This window comes from Staphylococcus sp. GDY8P196P (genome assembly GCF_017891705.1).
GTDB lineage: Bacteria > Bacillota > Bacilli > Staphylococcales > Staphylococcaceae > Staphylococcus > Staphylococcus ureilyticus.
The window spans coordinates 437,932-457,031 of record NZ_JAESJS010000003.1; the positions used below are offsets into that span (position 1 = coordinate 437,932).

The 19,100-nt window shown below is 32.0% G+C and carries 20 protein-coding genes; 9 read left to right on the forward strand and 11 right to left on the reverse strand.

The features are described 5' to 3' along the window. Positions 1-201 precede the first annotated feature (201 nt). Positions 202-708, forward strand: coding sequence for an SRPBCC family protein (locus tag KA814_RS02050; protein ID WP_046208499.1), 507 nt, complete (start codon positions 202-204; stop codon positions 706-708). Positions 709-860: 152 nt separating this feature from the next. Here the strand turns inward: KA814_RS02050 and KA814_RS02055 are convergent, their stop codons facing one another. Beyond that, entirely contained in the window at positions 861-1,631 is a 771-nt protein-coding gene (locus tag KA814_RS02055; RefSeq protein WP_046208498.1) for a MurR/RpiR family transcriptional regulator, read from the reverse strand. Positions 1,632-1,840: 209 nt separating this feature from the next. Here KA814_RS02055 and KA814_RS02060 point away from each other — a divergent pair, with 209 nt between their 5' ends. Then, positions 1,841-3,439 carry an alpha-glucoside-specific PTS transporter subunit IIBC gene (locus tag KA814_RS02060; protein ID WP_064209353.1) on the forward strand — a complete coding sequence of 533 codons (1,599 nt, stop codon included), beginning with the start codon at positions 1,841-1,843 and terminating at the stop codon, positions 3,437-3,439. A gap of 336 nt (positions 3,440-3,775) precedes the next feature. Here KA814_RS02060 and KA814_RS02065 read toward each other — a convergent pair whose 3' ends face one another. Next, the gene (locus KA814_RS02065) at positions 3,776-4,306 is read right to left on the reverse strand and encodes a hypothetical protein (protein ID WP_046208496.1); all 531 of its coding nucleotides are present in this window, start codon (positions 4,304-4,306) and stop codon (positions 3,776-3,778) included. Positions 4,307-4,563: 257 nt separating this feature from the next. On the opposite strand from KA814_RS02065, the gene KA814_RS02070 reads away from it, so the two are divergent. The 3 genes from KA814_RS02070 (at position 4,564) to KA814_RS13595 (ending at position 6,498) form a co-directional block, all read left to right on the forward strand. Beyond that, complete coding sequence (locus tag KA814_RS02070) at positions 4,564-5,478, forward strand: bile acid:sodium symporter family protein (RefSeq protein ID WP_046208495.1); 915 nt, start codon at positions 4,564-4,566, stop codon at positions 5,476-5,478. A gap of 180 nt (positions 5,479-5,658) precedes the next feature. Then, positions 5,659-6,303, forward strand: coding sequence for an HAD family hydrolase (locus KA814_RS02075; protein WP_064209354.1), 645 nt, complete (start codon positions 5,659-5,661; stop codon positions 6,301-6,303). Positions 6,304-6,306: 3 nt separating this feature from the next. Beyond that, a complete protein-coding gene (locus KA814_RS13595; protein ID WP_046208493.1) occupies positions 6,307-6,498 on the forward strand; it encodes a hypothetical protein in 192 nt (63 codons plus the stop codon). Positions 6,499-6,573: 75 nt separating this feature from the next. Here the strand turns inward: KA814_RS13595 and KA814_RS02080 are convergent, their stop codons facing one another. The 3 genes from KA814_RS02080 to KA814_RS02090 form a co-directional block, all read right to left on the reverse strand. After that, positions 6,574-6,759: a hypothetical protein gene (locus KA814_RS02080; RefSeq protein ID WP_046208492.1), complete on the reverse strand. Its 186-nt coding sequence runs from the start codon at positions 6,757-6,759 to the stop codon at positions 6,574-6,576. Beyond that, positions 6,756-7,115 (reverse strand): SND2/TMEM208 family protein, encoded by a 360-nt coding sequence (locus tag KA814_RS02085; protein ID WP_046208491.1) that lies wholly within the window; start codon positions 7,113-7,115, stop codon positions 6,756-6,758. Before KA814_RS02085 ends, KA814_RS02080 begins: the two co-directional genes overlap by 4 nt. A 111-nt stretch (positions 7,116-7,226) precedes the next feature. Further along, a complete protein-coding gene (locus tag KA814_RS02090) occupies positions 7,227-8,057 on the reverse strand; it encodes a formate/nitrite transporter family protein (protein WP_064209355.1) in 831 nt (276 codons plus the stop codon). 309 nt (positions 8,058-8,366) lie between these two features. Here KA814_RS02090 and KA814_RS02095 point away from each other — a divergent pair, with 309 nt between their 5' ends. Together KA814_RS02095 and KA814_RS02100 are read left to right on the forward strand one after the other, a co-directional pair. Beyond that, entirely contained in the window at positions 8,367-9,755 is a 1,389-nt protein-coding gene (locus KA814_RS02095) for an amino acid permease (protein WP_046208490.1), read from the forward strand. Between the two features lie 214 nt (positions 9,756-9,969). Continuing rightward, the gene (locus KA814_RS02100) at positions 9,970-11,409 is read left to right on the forward strand and encodes an alkaline phosphatase (protein ID WP_046208489.1); all 1,440 of its coding nucleotides are present in this window, start codon (positions 9,970-9,972) and stop codon (positions 11,407-11,409) included. Between the two features lie 114 nt (positions 11,410-11,523). Here KA814_RS02100 and KA814_RS02105 read toward each other — a convergent pair whose 3' ends face one another. From KA814_RS02105 to KA814_RS02125, 5 genes are all read right to left on the reverse strand, one after another. Further along, complete coding sequence (locus KA814_RS02105) at positions 11,524-12,399, reverse strand: MurR/RpiR family transcriptional regulator (protein WP_046208488.1); 876 nt, start codon at positions 12,397-12,399, stop codon at positions 11,524-11,526. A 3-nt stretch (positions 12,400-12,402) separates the two neighbouring features. Continuing rightward, positions 12,403-13,842 (reverse strand): PTS transporter subunit EIIC, encoded by a 1,440-nt coding sequence (locus KA814_RS02110; protein ID WP_064209356.1) that lies wholly within the window; start codon positions 13,840-13,842, stop codon positions 12,403-12,405. A 43-nt stretch (positions 13,843-13,885) separates the two neighbouring features. After that, entirely contained in the window at positions 13,886-14,773 is an 888-nt protein-coding gene (gene murQ / locus KA814_RS02115) for an N-acetylmuramic acid 6-phosphate etherase (protein ID WP_046208486.1), read from the reverse strand. Between the two features lie 6 nt (positions 14,774-14,779). Next, positions 14,780-15,829, reverse strand: coding sequence for a MupG family TIM beta-alpha barrel fold protein (locus KA814_RS02120; RefSeq protein ID WP_064209357.1), 1,050 nt, complete (start codon positions 15,827-15,829; stop codon positions 14,780-14,782). Positions 15,830-15,926: 97 nt separating this feature from the next. Next, positions 15,927-16,256: a hypothetical protein gene (locus KA814_RS02125; protein WP_064209358.1), complete on the reverse strand. Its 330-nt coding sequence runs from the start codon at positions 16,254-16,256 to the stop codon at positions 15,927-15,929. Between the two features lie 116 nt (positions 16,257-16,372). On the opposite strand from KA814_RS02125, the gene KA814_RS02130 reads away from it, so the two are divergent. Next, positions 16,373-17,104, forward strand: coding sequence for a CPBP family intramembrane glutamic endopeptidase (locus tag KA814_RS02130; RefSeq protein WP_064209359.1), 732 nt, complete (start codon positions 16,373-16,375; stop codon positions 17,102-17,104). A 32-nt stretch (positions 17,105-17,136) separates the two neighbouring features. On the opposite strand, the gene KA814_RS02135 is transcribed toward KA814_RS02130, so the two are convergent. Then, on the reverse strand, positions 17,137-17,829 hold the full coding sequence (locus KA814_RS02135) for a helix-turn-helix transcriptional regulator (protein ID WP_046208482.1): 693 nt from the start codon (positions 17,827-17,829) through the stop codon (positions 17,137-17,139). Positions 17,830-18,302: 473 nt separating this feature from the next. Here KA814_RS02135 and KA814_RS02140 point away from each other — a divergent pair, with 473 nt between their 5' ends. After that, entirely contained in the window at positions 18,303-19,094 is a 792-nt protein-coding gene (locus KA814_RS02140) for an inositol monophosphatase family protein (protein ID WP_107521714.1), read from the forward strand. Positions 19,095-19,100 lie beyond the last annotated feature (6 nt).

The window sequence follows — 19,100 nt, forward strand, 5'->3', positions numbered from 1 at the left end:
GACTGTTTGTCCTCTTTTTTAAGAAGTAAGATAGTATTAAAAAAGGGAAAATTTTGACGTTAACTGATTAATAACGATAGAATAAATAGGTTATCACTTTTAAAGGGGATATAAAGGAAAGTTGAATTTCATAGTATTATTGTTTAGAAGTCTAGTATAATGAGTTAGAATAGTTATAAGAGTGAAAGTAGGTGAACAATCATGGCTAGATATAATGTGGAAAATGAAAACGTAGAAATTCAGTTGGAAAGACTGTTTAAAGTTGAACCTGAATTAGTATATCAAGCTTGGACTGAGCAACGATTTCTTAAACAATGGTTTATGACAACTGAACGAACGAATAAATCAATAGAGATAGACGCTGTACAAAACGGAAGCTATGAAATTATTGATGTTCGTAAAGGGAAAGAAAATATAGTGAAGGGTTCTTACGTTACTTTGAACCCAAATGAATATATTGTAATGACGATAGGGATGCCTGAATTAAGTGACTCTGAAGATACAATTGAAGTAGAGATGTTTGAAAGAGAACCAGGCATAACCCAAATGATTTTTAATTATACAGCTTATGTACCTAGGGAACGCAGATTGACATCATTAGAGTATAAGCAAAAGAAAAAGGAATATCATGATTCTACTGCGCATGGTTTTGAAATGTTATTTGATAAGCTGCAAACAACACTAGAAGAATATGAAGAGGAACAATAAAAAATCATTACAACCTAACTCAATAAATTAAAAGTGGGACTCAGGCATATTTGGGCAGAAGCTCATGTATCAGTCCCACTTGTGTAATAAATTGAGATGTTGACTAAGAGGCTGAGACAATTAATTTGTCCAGCTTTCTTTTATTTGATATGTTAATTATTTTGTGTGAATTGACCGTATTGTATACGCTCATTAAATTTACGTAGTACCGTTTCAAAAAAAATATGGTAGCTGATAAAGCTGGAATAATCAATGCCGTTTGTTAAATAAAAAGTGTTACTTGATACGTAGATATTATAATTTGCCTTTTGAGCCAAGGTGTTGTCTTGAAGCGTAGTAATAGAAATGAAATACTTTTGACGCAGTTGCAGTAAATTCGTTATATCGGATAAGTGATCGGTCTCGCCGGATAAAGAAATAATAAAAAACAAATCATTATCAGAAGCTTTATTTAACACCATTTTAAATTCATGTACATCATGTAATACAATAATATTTTTATGTATGGTCAATAAAATTCTTTGAGCTTCTTGCGCAACATTCATTTGAGCTAAACCTGTGCCATATAAATATACCGTTTCGGCTTGATATATTTTGTCAGTAACTAGGTCGTAATCGATACGTTCCAAATAAGTGAAGGTATTTTCAATTTCTTGTTTAAAAGCGTTCATAGAGTCAGAAGGTAATTGATGGACTTGTTCAGATTCAAATTTTAAGTATGATTTAAAATCACTGTAGCCATCAAAGCCGAGCTTACGAGTAAAACGATGAATACTTGCATTTGATGCATGTGTATAAGCCGCTAAATCTTGGATTTTCATTGTTTTACAATCTGATATATGTGTGTTTATAAAATGAGCGATTTGTAGGTCGTTTTCATTTAATTTATTAAAATTGTTATTTATGCGTTCATCTAAAAGCAACGTTATCACCTCAGAATTTTGAAAATATTTTCAAGTTTTGAGAATATAATCTTATTGTACAAAATTGTTCGTAATGGCGTCAAACTATTGTTCTGATGTAAGCGTTTACTATAAAATCGATGGTAAATTGATCCATAATCATTTGAATAGAGAGATATTCAATTATCATAAGTGAATTATTTTGGAAATTTAGAAAAGGGGAACTTTATATGAATGCTATAAAGCGATTTGGAAGTGCAATGATTGTACCTGTATTGATGTTTGCATTTTTTGGTATTGTACTCGGTTTAGCAACATTATTTAAAAATCCTTCAATAATGGGGAGTATTGCTGAAGAAGGTACAAATTGGTTCAAAATATGGTCAGTGATAGAGTCTGGTGGTTGGACAATATTTAATCACATGGAAGTGGTATTTGTTGTTGGCTTGCCATTATCTTTAGCTAAAAAAGCACCTGGACATGCAGCACTGTCAGCATTAATGGGATACTTAATGTTTAATACCTTTATCAATGCCATATTAACGCAATGGCCGCATACATTCGGAGCAAATTTAGAAAAGGGTGTAGAAAATGTAACGGGATTAAAAGCGATTGCTGGTATAGAAACATTAGACACGAATATCCTAGGCGGTATTATTATTTCAAGCATTGTCACATGGATACATAATAGATATTATAGTAAAAAATTACCTGAAATGCTTGGTGTATTTCAAGGTTTGACATTTGTAGTAACGATTTCATTTTTTGTCATGTTGCCAATTGCTTTAATTACTTGCATCATATGGCCAACGGTACAAAATGGTATTTCTTCACTGCAAGGATTTATTATTGGCTCGGGTTATATAGGTGTGTGGTTGTATCATTTTTTAGAAAGAGTATTGATACCAACTGGATTACATCACTTTATATATGCACCAATAGAAGTAGGTCCTGTTGTTGTGAATCATGGATTGAAAGCAGAATGGTTCGAACATGTAAATGAATTTGCTAAAAGTAAAGAACCATTAAAAGAATTATTCCCATATGGCTTTATGTTACAAGGTAACGGAAAAGTCTTTGGTTCAATTGGTATTGCTTTAGCAATGTATGCAACGACGCCAAAAGAAAATAGAAAGAAAATTGCAGCATTACTAATTCCAGCAACATTGACAGCGATTGTTGTAGGCATCACTGAACCATTAGAGTTTACATTTTTATTTATTGCACCTTATTTATTCGTTTTACATGCAATTTTAGCAGCAACGATGGATACGTTAATGTATGGTTTCGGATTAGTAGGTAACTTTGGTGGAGGATTATTAGATTTCTTTGCTACGAATTGGATACCTTTAGCCCAAAATCACTGGTTAACTTATATTATTCAAATTGCAATAGGTTTCGGTTTTACAGCGATTTATTTCTTCTTGTTCAAGTTTTTAATTATAAAATTTAATATTCCACTTCCTGGACGTAAAAAAGACGATAAGGATATGAAATTATATAATAAAGATGACTATAAAAATAAAGACGGTAAAGCACAAGTTGCTAAAAAAACTGAGTCAGCAAACGAGTTTGAAGCTAAAGCAATCTATTATTTAGAAGGTCTAGGTGGCAAAGAAAATATTAAAGACGTTACAAATTGTACGACACGTTTAAGATTGACAGTGAATGATGTCAATAAAGTTGAGGATAGTGATTACTTTACGCATAAACAAATGGCACATGGCTTAGTGAAAAGTGGGAAAAATGTGCAAGTCGTAGTAGGTATGTCTGTACCTCAAGTCAGAGAAGCATTTGAAAATTTAGTATTTGAAGAAAAAACTAAATAATAACCAGATTGCATATAAAACTTATGCACAAAAAAGGACTAATCCATATGATAATCATTAATGGATTAGTCCAATTTTTTATCAATAACGCATCAATTAATTTTTGCATGCTTGTTAGTAGACATGGTATACACGGCGCGAAGATGGGTCTTACATTCTATTTTGTTTATAAGTGTCCATATAAAAAAACGTCATTTCTATACAATTACAATAAGAATAGACGTTTATGATTGGATGCTAGATTCTTGTATACATGATTTATGTTGATTAAATATCGTGAAATGGTAGCTAAATCAATTTTACTGTATATGTGAGTGATGTCGTACATTAATGTTTTTAAGAAATTCTCGTTTTATGCATTAAACGTGGTTGGTAGGTAGCACTGTAAACATCAATGTTGTGTGTTGCGATAGCGTGAATTAATTTAGAGAATACTGTAGGCGAACAAGAAACGTTGATGGTATTTCGATTGAAGGTATAAACAATTGTTTCAGTGTGATTGAGTAAATTCATAATGTCGATAACTTTGTCTTTAATAAATGCATCATGAAGGCCGTCAACAGCGATTTCGAAACGCTTAGATGATAATAGTAAATGATCCAAGTCTAGTAGGTCTTGTGCATGATTATTTTCTAAAATTTGATAGATTAAATAATTGTGGAAGCTAAGAAAACTAATCAAATATGGTAGTTGTTGCTTAGGTAAATTCACTTCTAAAGCATATAAATGATTTTTTTTGAAAATAGTAAATTTGAACGATTTACAAAAGTGGACTTGTTTCAAAAGTTTTAACAAATTTTTGCGGATATGACGTTTATTTAAACCACTGATGTTTAAAACAAACGTTTCAGTTTTATCTAAAAACATATTATACCTCCATATCTATATAAAGTGACATACGTATATTAAAATTAATATTTAGTGCCCTTAAAATTATACATGTTTTAAATTCTATTAAATTGTACCACTCTTTTTAAAAGAAGACACTAGGTCTTTAGAACGAAGTATAAAATTTTTGGAAATTCCTAGGGTTTTAAAGTCAAAATATTTAGAAAATTCTGTTGTTTAGATGTTCAAAATATGATACATTCTTCTTTATTAATACAGAGAGGGAAGTGTTTTAGATGTTATCAAAAGTAAGTAAGTTTGCAACGAATACGTTCTTAGTATGGATGCTTATTGCAGCTGTTATTGGTTTTATATTTCCAATGCAACTTTCTACTTTAAGTAATTGGGTACCTTATTTACTAGGAATTGTTATGCTAGGTATGGGATTAACCATAGACCCCAAAGATTTTAAAATCATATTTCAAGCACCTAGATCTGTAATCATTGGTGTGGTTTTGCAGTATACGATTATGCCTTTAAGTGCATTTTTAATTGTTAAACTGTTTCATTTGCCTCCAGAAATTGCAATTGGTGTGATTTTAGTTGGATGTTGTCCAGGTGGTACATCTAGTAACGTTATGAGTTACTTAGCAAATGCAAATGTTGCATTGTCAGTAGCTATCACAAGTGTTTCAACATTACTAGCACCATTTTTAACACCAGCTTTAATATATTTATTTGCGCATGAATGGTTACAAGTTTCATTTATCAGTATGTTTTGGTCAGTCGTTCAAGTGATTTTAATACCAATAATCATTGGGTTTGTACTGCAAAAACTGTTCAAGACATTTGCTGATAAGACTGCCACTGCATTACCAATCGTTTCCGTTGTAGCTATTTCATTAATACTTGCATCTGTAGTTGGTAGTAGTAAAGCACAAATTTTAGCCACAGGATTGCTTATTTTTGCGGTTGTCATTCTTCATAATTTGATTGGCTATATACTTGGTTATACATTTGCTAAAATCCTAAAATTAGACCGACCGGACAAAAAGGCAGTATCGATAGAGGTAGGTATGCAAAATTCAGGGCTAGCAGTTTCTTTAGCTACAGTACATTTTAACCCATTATCTGCAGTTCCGGGAGCCGTGTTCAGCTTAATACATAATATTACAGGTCCAATACTTGCAAAATACTGGAATAAAAGGTAAGTATCATTGATTTTGAGATAAAATTAATATGAAGTTCTAAACTAAGAGGAAAACATTAATTTTTTCGTGTTTTTCTCTTAGTTTATATTATCTCTGTCTTTGATAGGCTAGAGAAGTATAAAATATGATACACTGACAATAATTTGATTCAATTTTGTTAAATTATAGGAGGGGAAATGTATGTATCGTGCTGTGATATTTGATTTTGATGGTACAATTATAGATACAGAAAAGCACTTGTTTGAAATAATAAATAAACATTTAAATCATTATGGTTTGGAAGAAGTTAGTTTAGATTTTTATCGTCAATCTATTGGGGGATTGGCTTCAGATTTGCATCAGTATCTAGAAGACCAACTAGGACAAGAACGTAAAGAAAAAATATATCAAGAGCATAATGAAACGAGTATACATTTACCGATAGTTACACATATGAAACAACTTATGGATTATTGTAAAGTGCGCCATATACCCATGGCTATTGCGACAAGTAGTTTTAGAAACGATATTCAACCAACGTTTGATCAATTAGGATTAGATGCGTATATTGATGTTGTTGTTGGACGAGAGGATGTAGAAGAAATAAAGCCAAGTCCCGAACTATATTTAACAGCAGTTCAAAGATTAAACTATAATCCTGTTAATTGTTTAGCTATAGAAGACTCAGTCAATGGGGCAACTGCAGCGGTGAATGCTGGTTTAGATGTTATTGTAAATACGAATGATATGACGGAAAAACAAGATTTTAGTAACATACCCTATTTAGGTAAAGACTTATCTGGTACAGCTATCATTGAAAAATATTTTGAAAAAAGTAGAGGCTAACGTATGAATGGTTATTTAATTTTATTTTTTTTAGGAGGCCCTATTGTTTTAGCAATAGGAAATTTAGTTTTAGGACCTATTTTTAATAAAAAAGTCCCCTTAAAAATACAATTTCGGTCATTTATGGTCGGAAGTCTTATTTACTTATTGGGAGCTTTGGCCTTATATTATCTTATTTTACAAAATCAATTTTAATATAAAACCCCTTATTTTGACATTGGAAAATGCTTCAATAAGGGGTTTTATAATATCGAAATGAAAAATGATAGTCTATTTTAAAAATTGAAGTATTAGTGTCACAATAACTAATACGAGTAATATAGAATCAATACCTACCATAATTGCAAAACGTGGATTTTTTTCTCCAGCAGCTTTAGATTTTTTTACAGCTTTTAAATTAGGGATTAAACTTACACTTAGTAAAATGATAACAACAATACCAATGAAAATACTCATGATTTATCACCACCATTTTTATGAGTATCGATATATTCCCAGATATACCCTGCAATGATACCAATAATCAATCCGGTTATGATACCGATTTTTAAAGCAGAAAACATAGCGCTGATTATGATTGCAATTAGTAGTGAAATAGGTAATGTAATACCAAATTTATATTTTCGCTCTGGTGAATTTACAATAGTAAAAATTAAGTAATATAGTATCCCAAATACAACAATCGTTAGTAAACTTTTTAGCATTAAATTTCCGGCAGAAACATCACTATCGCTAAAATAATTGATTAGGAAAAATAATATACCAAATATAATTGAAACTGTGATTGTACGTTTCAATAGATGTTTATTCATATTGAACTCCTTTATAATAAAATCTATTGAGCATTATATCATATAAAATTAGGAACTATAACTTCATGAACGTTAGACTCTAGCTCATCATTACAATAACGCAAGTTGTAGTCATTGTACTTTACTTTTTTGATATTGCTTATGGTCGTTTAAATAAGCATAGAACAAGCCTATTACTAAACCGCCTCCGATATAATTGCCGATACCTGCCCCCAGCAAATTGATTAAAGCAGGCATGGCTGAAAGTACATCACTTTGGTAAACGACTCCACCTGCGAATAATACGGTATTATAAACAACGTGTTCGTAACCCATAAATGCGAAAATGGATACACCAAACATCATGACAAACATTTTTGCCAAAACATCATCAATTTGCATAGCTATGACAAGCGATATATTTATAAAGAAATTAGCAAAAATACCTTTTATAAGAATGGCAACAAAACCTGCCGTTAGTGTTTTATGATCAATTGTAGCTTCTAATTGTTGCATCATCTCAGGTGTCATAATGTCTGAGGAACGAATCAATAAGAAGAACACCAATCCACCTAAGGCATTACCAATAAAACAGAGTACAAATATTTTAAAAACGCGGATTGGCGAAATGACGCGATAATACAGTCCAACTGTAAAATACATAAAGTTACTCGTTAATAATTCGGAATTTGTAAAAAGTATTAACACTAAAGCAAAACTAAATGCAACCGCACCGACTATATTTGCAACGCCCATTGGAATATCAGAGGCTAATGAAGCTTTAATGAGCAATACAAAAACTGTAATCACACCTAAAATAAAACCAGCCATTATGGCACGTAATAGATAACGTTTTAAATAAAAACTTTGTAAAATATCTTTGGCACGAATTGTCTCTACGACATGATGAACCCACGCTTTACCATAAAAAACTTTATCCCATTTAATATTTTTTTCGTTCAAAACTTTATCCTCACTTTCTATTAATTAAAAATAGTATACTATGTTACAGTGTTTTTGTGAAATAATTCACAAAATAATCATAATTAAATAGTGACACTCAATTAACTAAATATAGTATTTAATTGCTCTCTATCATATTGAAATGAAAATTTACATTGCGTTTTCTCTAAAAGTAATCTAAAATAAAAACATATGTAAGGGCTTACATAAATGAAAAATAATTGTTTTAATTTTTAGAATTTATAGTATAATAGCGTCATAATAAGTGAATTATTTTCACTTATATTTGAATGAGATGGGGTTTGAATGATGAATGAGAATAACGAATTACAAAGGGGACTAGGTGCACGTCAAATGCGGATGATAGCACTTGGTGGAACGATTGGTGTCGGACTCTTTATGGGGGCGACAAGTACGATTAAATGGACAGGGCCTTCAGTAATATTTGCCTATTTAATAGCTGGGCTGTTTTTATTTTTAGTGATGAGAGCTATGGGGGAAATGGTATATTTACATCCGACTTCAGGTTCTTTTGCAAACTTTGCAAGTGATTACATAAATCCAGTTGCTGGTTATCTGACAGCATGGAGTAATATTTTCCAATGGGTTGTTGTAGGTATGAGTGAGGTTATCGCCGTTGGAGAATATATGAATTATTGGTTTCCTGATTTACCACAATGGATACCAGGTATTATAGTTGTATTATTGTTGGCTGGTGCTAACTTAGTATCAGTTAAAGCTTTTGGTGAATTTGAATTTTGGTTTGCAATGATAAAAGTAGTAACTATTATCTTGATGATTATTGCAGGGTTCGGTTTGATTTTCTTTGGACTTGGTAATGGTGGAGAGGCTATAGGTCTTTCTAATTTATGGTCACATGGTGGCTTTATGCCTAATGGTTGGATTGGTTTCTTCTTCGCACTTTCTATTGTAATTGGTTCTTATCAAGGTGTTGAATTAATCGGTATTACTGCTGGTGAAACGAAAGATCCACAAAAAAATATTAAAAGTGCGGTTAATGGTGTTATATGGCGTATATTAATTTTCTATATCGGAGCCATTTTCGTTATTGTAACTGTTTATCCTTGGGATGAATTAGGAAACATTGGCAGTCCATTTGTTGCAACATTTGCAAAAGTGGGTATTACATTTGCTGCTGGACTCATTAACTTTGTAGTTTTGACTGCAGCGATGTCAGGATGTAATTCTGGTATATTTAGCGCTAGTCGAATGACGTTGAACTTATCTCAAAAGGGCATGTTACCTAAATTTTTCCGTAAAGTTATGAAAAATGGTGTTCCTATTTGGACGGTTACTGCAATAGCAATTGGTATTTTAGTTGGTGCGTTATTAAATGTTATTTTGCCTTTATTTATTAAAGGGGCAGATAGTATTTTTGTTTACGTATACAGTGCCTCGATTTTACCAGGTATGGTACCGTGGTTTATGATATTAATTAGTCATTTAAGATTCAGAAAAAATCACAGCGAAGAACTCAAAAATCATCCTTTTAAAATGCCAGGCGGCGCAATAACAAATTATATTACAATGGCGTTCTTTATCATGGTGTTAATCGGCATGCTATTTAATAAAGAAACAGTTGTTTCAGTTGTTATTGGTATCGTGTTCTTAGGTTTTATGACATTGTTCTATTATCTAAAAGGCTATCATAAATTAAGTGATGATCAGCAACTTTAAAAAATATAATAACACATCAATTTGTCAGCAATATTAAGTAGTCATAAATGATACATTTTTTTGTATCATTTATGACTTTTTTGTATATCCGTCATTACGTTGGTACACTTACATAAATGCTTTTACAAAAATTTAACAATAGAAAAATACTCACTCAAAACTCGTGCTTTAGAATAAAGTTGAGGTCATAATACATATCTAAAGGAGTTATTATATGAAAATACTTAATAAACTAGCTACTGCTACGATTGCAGGGACAATCATTGCCGGTTCATCATTAGGGAGTGTACAAGGGACTTATGCTGCAGGGAAAAAAGATGAGTCTAAAGATTCAAATCAGAATGCTGATGTAGCTTATATGGGTAATACAAAAAATCCTAAAAACGTTATCTTTTTAGTCGGTGACGGTATGGGACCTTCGTATAATTCTGCTTATCGTTATTTTGCAGATAATCCAGATACTAAAGAAATGGATCAGACCGCTTTTGATAAATATCTAATAGGGAGTCAACGTACAAACCCTAATGATCCAAAAGAAAATGTTACTGATTCAGCAGCTGGTGCAACCGCATTTAGTTCAGGACAAAAAACATATAATGGAGCTATAGGCGTCGATGCTAATAAAAATAATGTTAAAACAGTATTAGAACAAGCTAAAGAAAATGGTAAATCAACTGGTCTCGTATCTACGGCTGAAATTACAGATGCCACGCCTGCTGCATACGCATCACACGTTGATGATCGTGATAAAAAGGATGAAATTGCTAAACAATTTTACAATGATAAAATTAATGGCAAGCATAAAGTCGATGTACTACTAGGTGGTGGTGCTGAGTATTTTGGCAAAGACAATGGCAATTTAAAAAACAAATTTAAAAAAGATGGTTACGATGTGGTTACAAATAAAAACGAACTACAAAATTCCAAAAGTAAACAAGTATTAGGATTATTTGCAGATAATGATATGCCATTACAGATAGACGCACCAGACAAAAATCCAAAATTAGTGGATATGACTGATAGTGCCGTAAATAAATTAAAACAAAACGACAAAGGATTCTTTTTAATGGTTGAGGGCGCTTCTATAGATAAATCAGGGCATCCAAATGATGTAACTGGGGTAATGTCAGAAATGTCTGGATTTGAAAAATCATTTGAATATGCTATGAATTATGCAAAAGAAAATCCAGATACACTTGTGGTAGCTACTGCAGATCATTCTACAGGTGGTATGTCTATTGCGAAAGGTAAAGATTACGTTTGGAACCCAGACGCCATTCACCAAATGAAACATTCAGGTAAATATATGACTGAAGAAATTAGCAAAGGCAAAAATGTGGAGAAAGTCATTAAAGATGGTTACGGTTTTGAAGTTTCAGAAGATCAAATGAATAAAATAAAAGATGAAGCTAAAAAACTTAAAGATCTTAAAAAAGATGAAAAAGCATATGAAAGTCAATTACAAAAGGTTCAAGATGCTGTACAAAAACCAATTAATGACAAATCAAATACTGGTTGGACTACTAATGGTCATACAGGAGAAGATGTAAATACTTATGCATATGGCCCTGGTAGTGATAAATTTAAAGGAAATATTGATAATACTGATAATGCCAAAAATATTTTCGACTTTTTTCAAAACGATGTAAAGTAAGCAACTAGCAAATAAATAGTGTTAGCGATAGATTAAAAACGAGAACGACATAGAAATNNATTTCTATGTCGTTCTCGTTTATGATGTTATTTAAAAAGTGATGGCAGCAATGATTTAGTGTTTAAACTGGATTTTAGACAAATGTTTACGATAATTATCAAGTGCCATTTTAGACTGTGTGATTGAGTCTAATGAACGTTGATAATTTAAAGCAATAAATCGATAATAAAGAATATCTACCGTGAAAAGTTGTGCAAACAATGATGTTGTTGCGGCCATGCGTAGTTCATTCTCATCAGTTTGACCATAAATTAAAGTATAATCAGAAATTTTAGCTACAGGATTATTGTTCGAGCTTGAAATCGTGATGATAGGTATATTATAGTCAGTTGCAACTTTTGCCATAGATTGCATTTCACTATGACTACCTTGGTTGGTTACAAAAATAATACAATCTTGTTCATCATGAGTAGCCATGGTAGTCATTAATAAATGCGTTTCTTGTATTAAGCGCACATTTAAACCAATCCGAGATAATTTTTGATATAAATCTGTAACAATAACGAGTGATGCCCCATAACCAAATAAAAATATGGTACGCGCATGTTTTAATGTGTCACAGATGTCATCGATGTGATGTTGTTCAATTTGTGAAGCAACACAACTCATTGTATCTGTTGCTCGGGCTAACATTTTAGACTTGATAATATCGACGGATTCATTATCAATTAATTCCATATGATTATTGTTGATTGCATCTTCAGGCAAATAACGTGAAATTGTAATTTTAAGTTCTTGAAACCCTTTTTCTGTTATTTTCTTGCTAAAACGTACAATGGATGCTGTACTTGTATTAATTTCATTTGAAAGGTCTTGGACAGACATATTAATGATACGATGAGGTTCGTTTAAAATAAAATCAGCAATTTTTTTTTCACTTTTTGTAAAAGTTTCATATATATTATCAATTTTATAAAGTACGTTGGTCATAGTTTAACCACCTAAGTTATCAGATTCTCTCATTGATTTTGTTGTACCTAAAAAGAAGGTGAAGAGGAAACCACCGATGTAAGCAGCGATTAATCCTGCAATGTATCCTAAGTACATATGATCTGAAATCAAAGGTAACAATGAAATACCACTCGGTCCAATAGCGGTAGCACCGATGTGTCCAATACCACCAACCACTGCACCGCCAATACCGCCACCAATACATGCGGTAAAGAATGGTCTACCAAGAGGTAACGTGACCCCATAAATCAAGGGCTCGCCAATACCAAGGAAACCGACAGGCAGTGCACCTTTAATTGCATTTCTCAAAGTAGTATTTTTCTTACATCTTACCCAAAGCGCTAATGCGGCACCAACTTGTCCTGCACCTGCCATAGCAGCAATTGGTAGTAAGTAAGTAGCACCAGATTGATTGATCATCTCAATATGAATAGGCGTAAATATATGATGTAATCCTAACATAACTAATGGTAGGAAGAAAGCACCAATAATAAAGCCACTAAAGACGCCACCAATATTAATAACACCATTCACTACGGATACTAAACCGTCAGAAACAAAACCAGCTAAAGGCATAATGATAAAGATTGTTGATAATCCGATAACAAACAAAGTAATCGTAGGTGTTACGATAATATCAATGGCATTTGGTACAATTTTATGTAATCTCTTTTCTACGAGACTCAATAACCAAACAGCAAAGATAACACCGATAATACCACCTTGTCCTGCTTGTAAAGGTTCGCCTGTAAAAATATTAGTGATCATATTTTCTTCTGTTAAACCTGTTAGTAATGTCGTTCCTCCAATAACACCACCTAAACCTGGTGTCGCACCAAATTCTTTAGCAGCATTGATACCAGTGAAAATGGCTAAATATGCTAACATACCATCTTTAATTACGTTAAAAACAGTAACAAGTTGCGTAATCCATGAGCCAGATATGACCTCTGCAGCTAGTAAGTTGCTTAAAACTGCAGCAATACCACCGATTAAACCTGCACCAATAAATGCTGGAATCAATGGGATGAATATATTAGCGATTGTTTTTAATAATTTATTGAATTTGCCACGTTTTTGTTTACTTTGAAAAGCGGCTTTGTTTTCTTTGGCTCTTGCTTCAGTTTCTGCTTTATAATCTTTAGTTTGGTGAGGGATGGTTTCACCTAAACGCACACCACTCATTTCAGATATATGAGCAGCTACCTTATTAACTGTGCCAGGTCCAACGACTACTTGTACACGGTCGTCTTTGACAACGCCCATTACACCTTCTGTCGATTTTAATTTATCATAGTTAACTTTATTTTCATCGTGCACCTTAATTCTTACACGCGTCATGCAATTTATAACATTTTCCATGTTCTCTAAACCGCCAACTGCATTTACAATACTTTCTGCAAGTTTTTGTTCTTTAGACATCATAAAACCCTCCTATATACATAAATTATTTTAAGTATTTGGTTTAATTTTTGATTGCTTGCTTAACGATGTGATTATTTTTTTCTAAACGCTGTTGTGCATCTGCTTTTGATGTATCACACATATGCATAACGATAGCAACTTTAAGGTTATGATCTGCAGCATGATATAGTTTTTCAGATTGTTGATAAGAAATGTCGCAGATATCTTGTATAATGCGTATGGAACGGTCAATTAATTTTTGATTTGTAGCTTTTACATCAACCATGAGGTTATCATAAACTTTACCGGCGCCAACCATTGTGATTGTTGAAATCATATTAAGCATTAATTTCTGAGCTGTTCCAGATTTTAATCTTGTAGAACCTGTTAAGACTTCAGGACCTACATTAACTTCAATTGCATTTTTAGCTATGCTACTTATTTTAGTGTTTGAATTGCATGAAATTGAAACAGTATGTGCACCAATGTGATTCGCATACTTTAATCCGCCGATAACATAAGGTGTATTACCACTAGCAGCAATACCGATTAAAACGTCTTTTTCATTAAGGTGAATATGATGTAAATCTTCTTCAGCCAAGGAGGTACTATCTTCAGCACCTTCAACAGCAACAGTCATGGCTCTTTGTCCTCCTGCAATTAATCCAATGACTTCATCTGGAGACGTATTGAATGTGGGCACACATTCAGCAGCATCAAGCACCCCCAACCTTCCACTTGTTCCAGCACCGATATAAATAATTCGACCACCAGCTCTAAATTGTTTTGTAGTGATTTCTATGACTTTAGTCAAGTCTGGTATGACTTTTCTAATTTGTTGTGGGACTTTTTGATCTTCATCATTCATTGTTTTAAGAATTTCTGTTATAGACATCTCATCTAAATGCATTGTCGCTTTATTTCTAGATTCAGTAGTTAAATCACTCATAAATTTCTACTCCCTTGTTTTTATAATAAATTTAAATGTATCATTGGGCTTCATACAACGAATCAATCTGCGCTCAGCTTCACAAATTTCACCTATAACATTAACGTGAGGATGCGCTGGTAAGTCAGTTTTCAAAAGTTGTAATTCTCCTTGATAACGTCCGTTCAGTTTATTATCGATGGTAACTGTACCAGTGTTTCGAACTGTTGTATTATAAGCATTAATTTCACTTGTACAATAGTGTCTAGCTTCTTGTGAGCGAATTACATCTTGCGGGTTGTCTGGTCGTACAGTGTGAGGTTGCTGTAATATCTTAGTTGCTTGGATATCTAATAAATCAATTGTGAGTGTGAAAGTTCTATGGCATAATACATTCATTAATTGTTCGTCTAGTGGTGCGCTAATTTTAGTATCACCAATCAAAATTTGTGTTGTCAGATGATCTAATAATAGCTGTGCACTTTCAATAGGGTGTTGTGCTCTCGTTGATTCTATGGTTGGTAAACCTTTAAAAAGGGGGCCACGTTTTGTAGTGCCTGGAATAAAACCGAAGATCGTTGCGTTTGGATTATACTTTAAAATTAGTGAGTTTTGAATATGAACAAATTCAGTTGTTAGACCTGTATCTGGCCGTGGATAATAGTTATGGCAATAGCATAAGTGTGTAAAATCATCTAGTTTTTCATAAAGCTGTTGAAGTAGTGATTCAGAAAGTATGCTGGCATTTAAGCAACAGTGAAAACCATGTTGGATAATGTCATTAATAATTTCTATAGAAGTACTGTGATCAATACGAATCATAAATTGCGCATGATGATATGATTGCAAGAATTCATAAAAAGATTGATCCAGCAATGAAGGATTGATATCAATCATATACGTAAGTTGTTCGTCTGATAAATAATTTAAAAGTTCTCCCAAATAGCGATATTTAGATGTTTCGTCTTCCTCTGGAATTTGTACAGATGTGAAAATGGTCGTATATCCCAAAGCAATCATTCGTCTAATATATGATTTATCAATGGGTTGTCCTAAATAAATAGAAAAGCCATGCATTGTTATCACTCCTATATTGCTGTAATCGATTTCATTTTACAACACATGAAAAAGTATTACAATTTTAATTTTAAAAAAATGTCATTTTGAAATATTATTACAAAAACGCTTGCAATAACTTTTGTGTTTCCAATAATTGATTTTGTAAGGTATCGAGGTACTTAATTGTATTTCCAATAGTGAGTTCTTCAATGGGGTTGGTGTCATGGGTTAAAATGAATTGGTAATAATTATAATGGGGCAAAGAAAATCGTTGTAAGCTGATGTCTGAAAACACGATAAGTTCGTCTTTAATAAACTGTTGGATATCTTGTTTGTACTGTGCTTTCTTTTTATTTTGAGTAACGATAGCAAACTTATAAGTTTCAATTAAGTTTAATAGTTGGTTAATGCGTTGAGCGAGTTGATGAAATTCTAAATTATACATAAAATGCATCCTTTCTTAAAAAAATTTAAAATGATGAATATGATTTTCTGATTTTGTTAAGCATGGTAGGATATACACTATAAAATTAAAAATGAACTTAAAGGGGCTATTAAAAAATGGAAAAAACAAAATATCGTTTTAAAGATATTGTATGGAAAGACTTTTTCCTTATTGCGATTTTAATTGTAAGTATGATTGTTTTTACAGTGATTGGTATTTTATTTAGTTTTGTTTTTGTAGATCATTTAACAGAAAAAATAGTGATCAAAATAAGTGTGGTTGTACAACTGCTATCATATGTAGTTACTGTGTTTAGCTTTTATTTTTTACATACCAAGGATTTTAAAATAAATTTGAAGAGAAATATAGCATTTATAAAGCAGCATTATTTATTTCTTATCATCGTGACGATTGTTATGATGGTTTGTAGCGGAATTTATAACATGGTGATGCAAAAGTTACCCAATGGTATTGGGTTTAATGAAACTCAAAATGAATTAGAACTAATGAATTTATTTGATCAGCCGTCATTTTTACCGTTTACATTTTTGTTAATTGTAATTGGTGCACCATTAGTGGAGGAAATATTTTTTAGACATTTACTGATAGGTGAATTAGGGAAGAAATTTAATGCTATTGTTATGGGGGTTATTTCAGCCATTCTATTTTCACTAATGCATGTGATTGGAGCGGAATCTCCATTAGAAATAGGAAGTTATTTAATTTTAGCGATTGCTATGGTCTATGCATACATCAAATCAGGTTTTAAACTCATTGCAAGTGTAAGTATTCATATGCTCAATAATTTAATCTCATTTGTTTTTACGCTAATTACGTTATATACATAATGGACAAGGTTGAAAAAATCCCACTGAGTTTTTTAGGACTCAGTGGGATTTAAAAATTGTTGATAGTTATTGATAGTAATATCTTGTGTTTTTATTTTTTTCTCAAATGAATATGAAATATCATGGATATCAACAATAGGTATTTCATTAGTTTTACCGAGACCAATTTCAAAAATAACTGCTTTCCATAATCCGTCTGTACATAATAAGCCTATAAAAATTACATTTTCAGTCATAATCTCATTATTTTTATTATACTCCATAGCCATCACATTTCTTTCGGTACAATAGATTAAGACTTCTGAAAAAATGGGCGGCAAGTCAACATGTGTTTGTTGATTGAATTTAATATATCGGTCTAGCTTTTTAAGCGCCCGTCTCATTTTCGTATAAGGTAAATTTAAACATTTTTTAATAATTGCGTTTATCTCTTCTTTATATGGAAGTGTAGTATATGATTGACTTTCATTCAATACTAAGAATAAAGCGGTGAGTTGTTTATCAGTTAATTCGAGCTCATAACTATTTGGCGTCTCTTGGAGTTGATAACCACCTAATTTTCCATGTTTTGCTAGAATTTTTACTCCCTGATCTTCTAAATCTTGAATATCTCTTAAAATTGTACGTTTCGATACATTTAAGTCTGTCGCGAGTTCTGAAGCGGTAATTTGCTTATTTTGTTGTATGGCTTGTACCAATTTATTTTGCCTTTCGCGTTTATTCATTAGAAAGTCACCTCCCAAATGATTACATATTACATTCATTATAGCATAAAAGTGACAATGACGACATTTATAAAGTTTTAAAAAAAGTTATAGAAAACGCTTACATTTTTTAGTTGTTTATGTTAGTATAATAATTAGTAACAAGGGGGTAGCGAAAAGATGACAAAGGGGTAGGCTATTACATATAGTTTTGTTAACATCTTTTTCGTACGAGTTACTAAGCAAACATCTTCAATATTTATTACTTACTTTCCTTTCTATAAGAGGCTGGGGCAATTAAATTGTCTCAGCCTCTTATCATTTTATTGAATATCATACTTATCGGTATAGAATAATGAAATCATTTATCGGACGATAGTGAATCGAATAGTTTGTTACCGTAATTATATTTATATGATAAAATAAAACAAATTATACATATGAAATAATTAAAATGAAAAAATTTAGTGATTCGCTTAAAGAGGAGGTCGCAAATGAATAAAGAAACATTATTAGATATAGATAATTTAGTTAGAGATTGGTTAACAACATTAGATGATATTATCCCACAATTAATAAAACAAATGGTTACTTCAACGAAAAAAAATCGATTTGATTTAGTGACTAATGTAGATAAATCTATTCAACAAAATTTTGAGCAATTTTTACAGCAACATTTTCCAAATCACCAACTTTTTGCGGAAGAAAAATCGAATGAAGGTATTCAAGCAAAAAAGGGTCATGTATGGGTCATGGATCCGATTGATGGTACTACAAATTTAGTTAAGCAACAGGAAGATTATTGCATTATATTAGGCTACTTTGTGGATGGTGAACCTACGTTGTCATACATTTATGATTATCCACACGGCAAGCTTTATAAAGCTATCAAGGGCCAAGGCGCATATATGAATGGTAAATTATTGCAACAGCCTGAAGATTTAAAATTAGAAGACGCGATTATTTCATTTAATACTTTGGTAATGAATGATGATACGATTCATCATTTAAATGATGCTTCATTTGGATATCGTTTCATTGGTTCATGTGGCTTAGATTCTGTGCGCGTAATTTTAGGACAATTTGGCGCACATGTAAATACAAATCCTAAACCATGGGATATCGCTGCACAGTTTTTATTCGCTGAAGAATTGGGATTGACAATGACGACGTTAAATAATTCAACTTTAGATTTTGCGAAAGCGGGACCATTTATTATAAGTAACAAAGCTTGTCATAAAGAAATGTTGACGATTCTAAATTCAGGATCTGGGTATCAAAAATAATTATTT

Bases quoted from the DNA above. Each gene is read 5' to 3' on its own strand.
- KA814_RS13595 (WP_046208493.1), top strand. From the start codon at position 6,307: ATGAATGGTTATTTAATTTTATTTTTTTTAGGAGGCCCTATTGTTTTA.
- KA814_RS02085 (WP_046208491.1), bottom strand. From the start codon at position 7,115: ATGAATAAACATCTATTGAAACGTACAATCACAGTTTCAATTATATTT.
- KA814_RS02050 (WP_046208499.1), top strand. From the start codon at position 202: ATGGCTAGATATAATGTGGAAAATGAAAACGTAGAAATTCAGTTGGAA.
- KA814_RS02065 (WP_046208496.1), bottom strand. From the start codon at position 4,306: ATGTTTTTAGATAAAACTGAAACGTTTGTTTTAAACATCAGTGGTTTA.
- KA814_RS02110 (WP_064209356.1), bottom strand. From the start codon at position 13,842: ATGTCTAAAGAACAAAAACTTGCAGAAAGTATTGTAAATGCAGTTGGC.
- KA814_RS02070 (WP_046208495.1), top strand. From the start codon at position 4,564: ATGTTATCAAAAGTAAGTAAGTTTGCAACGAATACGTTCTTAGTATGG.
- KA814_RS02125 (WP_064209358.1), bottom strand. From the start codon at position 16,256: ATGTATAATTTAGAATTTCATCAACTCGCTCAACGCATTAACCAACTA.
- KA814_RS02100 (WP_046208489.1), top strand. From the start codon at position 9,970: ATGAAAATACTTAATAAACTAGCTACTGCTACGATTGCAGGGACAATC.
- KA814_RS02060 (WP_064209353.1), top strand. From the start codon at position 1,841: ATGAATGCTATAAAGCGATTTGGAAGTGCAATGATTGTACCTGTATTG.
- KA814_RS02120 (WP_064209357.1), bottom strand. From the start codon at position 15,829: ATGCATGGCTTTTCTATTTATTTAGGACAACCCATTGATAAATCATAT.
- KA814_RS02105 (WP_046208488.1), bottom strand. From the start codon at position 12,399: ATGACCAACGTACTTTATAAAATTGATAATATATATGAAACTTTTACA.
- KA814_RS02080 (WP_046208492.1), bottom strand. From the start codon at position 6,759: ATGAGTATTTTCATTGGTATTGTTGTTATCATTTTACTAAGTGTAAGT.
- KA814_RS02075 (WP_064209354.1), top strand. From the start codon at position 5,659: ATGTATCGTGCTGTGATATTTGATTTTGATGGTACAATTATAGATACA.
- KA814_RS02140 (WP_107521714.1), top strand. From the start codon at position 18,303: ATGAATAAAGAAACATTATTAGATATAGATAATTTAGTTAGAGATTGG.
- murQ (WP_046208486.1), bottom strand. From the start codon at position 14,773: ATGAGTGATTTAACTACTGAATCTAGAAATAAAGCGACAATGCATTTA.
- KA814_RS02095 (WP_046208490.1), top strand. From the start codon at position 8,367: ATGAATGAGAATAACGAATTACAAAGGGGACTAGGTGCACGTCAAATG.
- KA814_RS02130 (WP_064209359.1), top strand. From the start codon at position 16,373: ATGGAAAAAACAAAATATCGTTTTAAAGATATTGTATGGAAAGACTTT.
- KA814_RS02135 (WP_046208482.1), bottom strand. From the start codon at position 17,829: ATGAATAAACGCGAAAGGCAAAATAAATTGGTACAAGCCATACAACAA.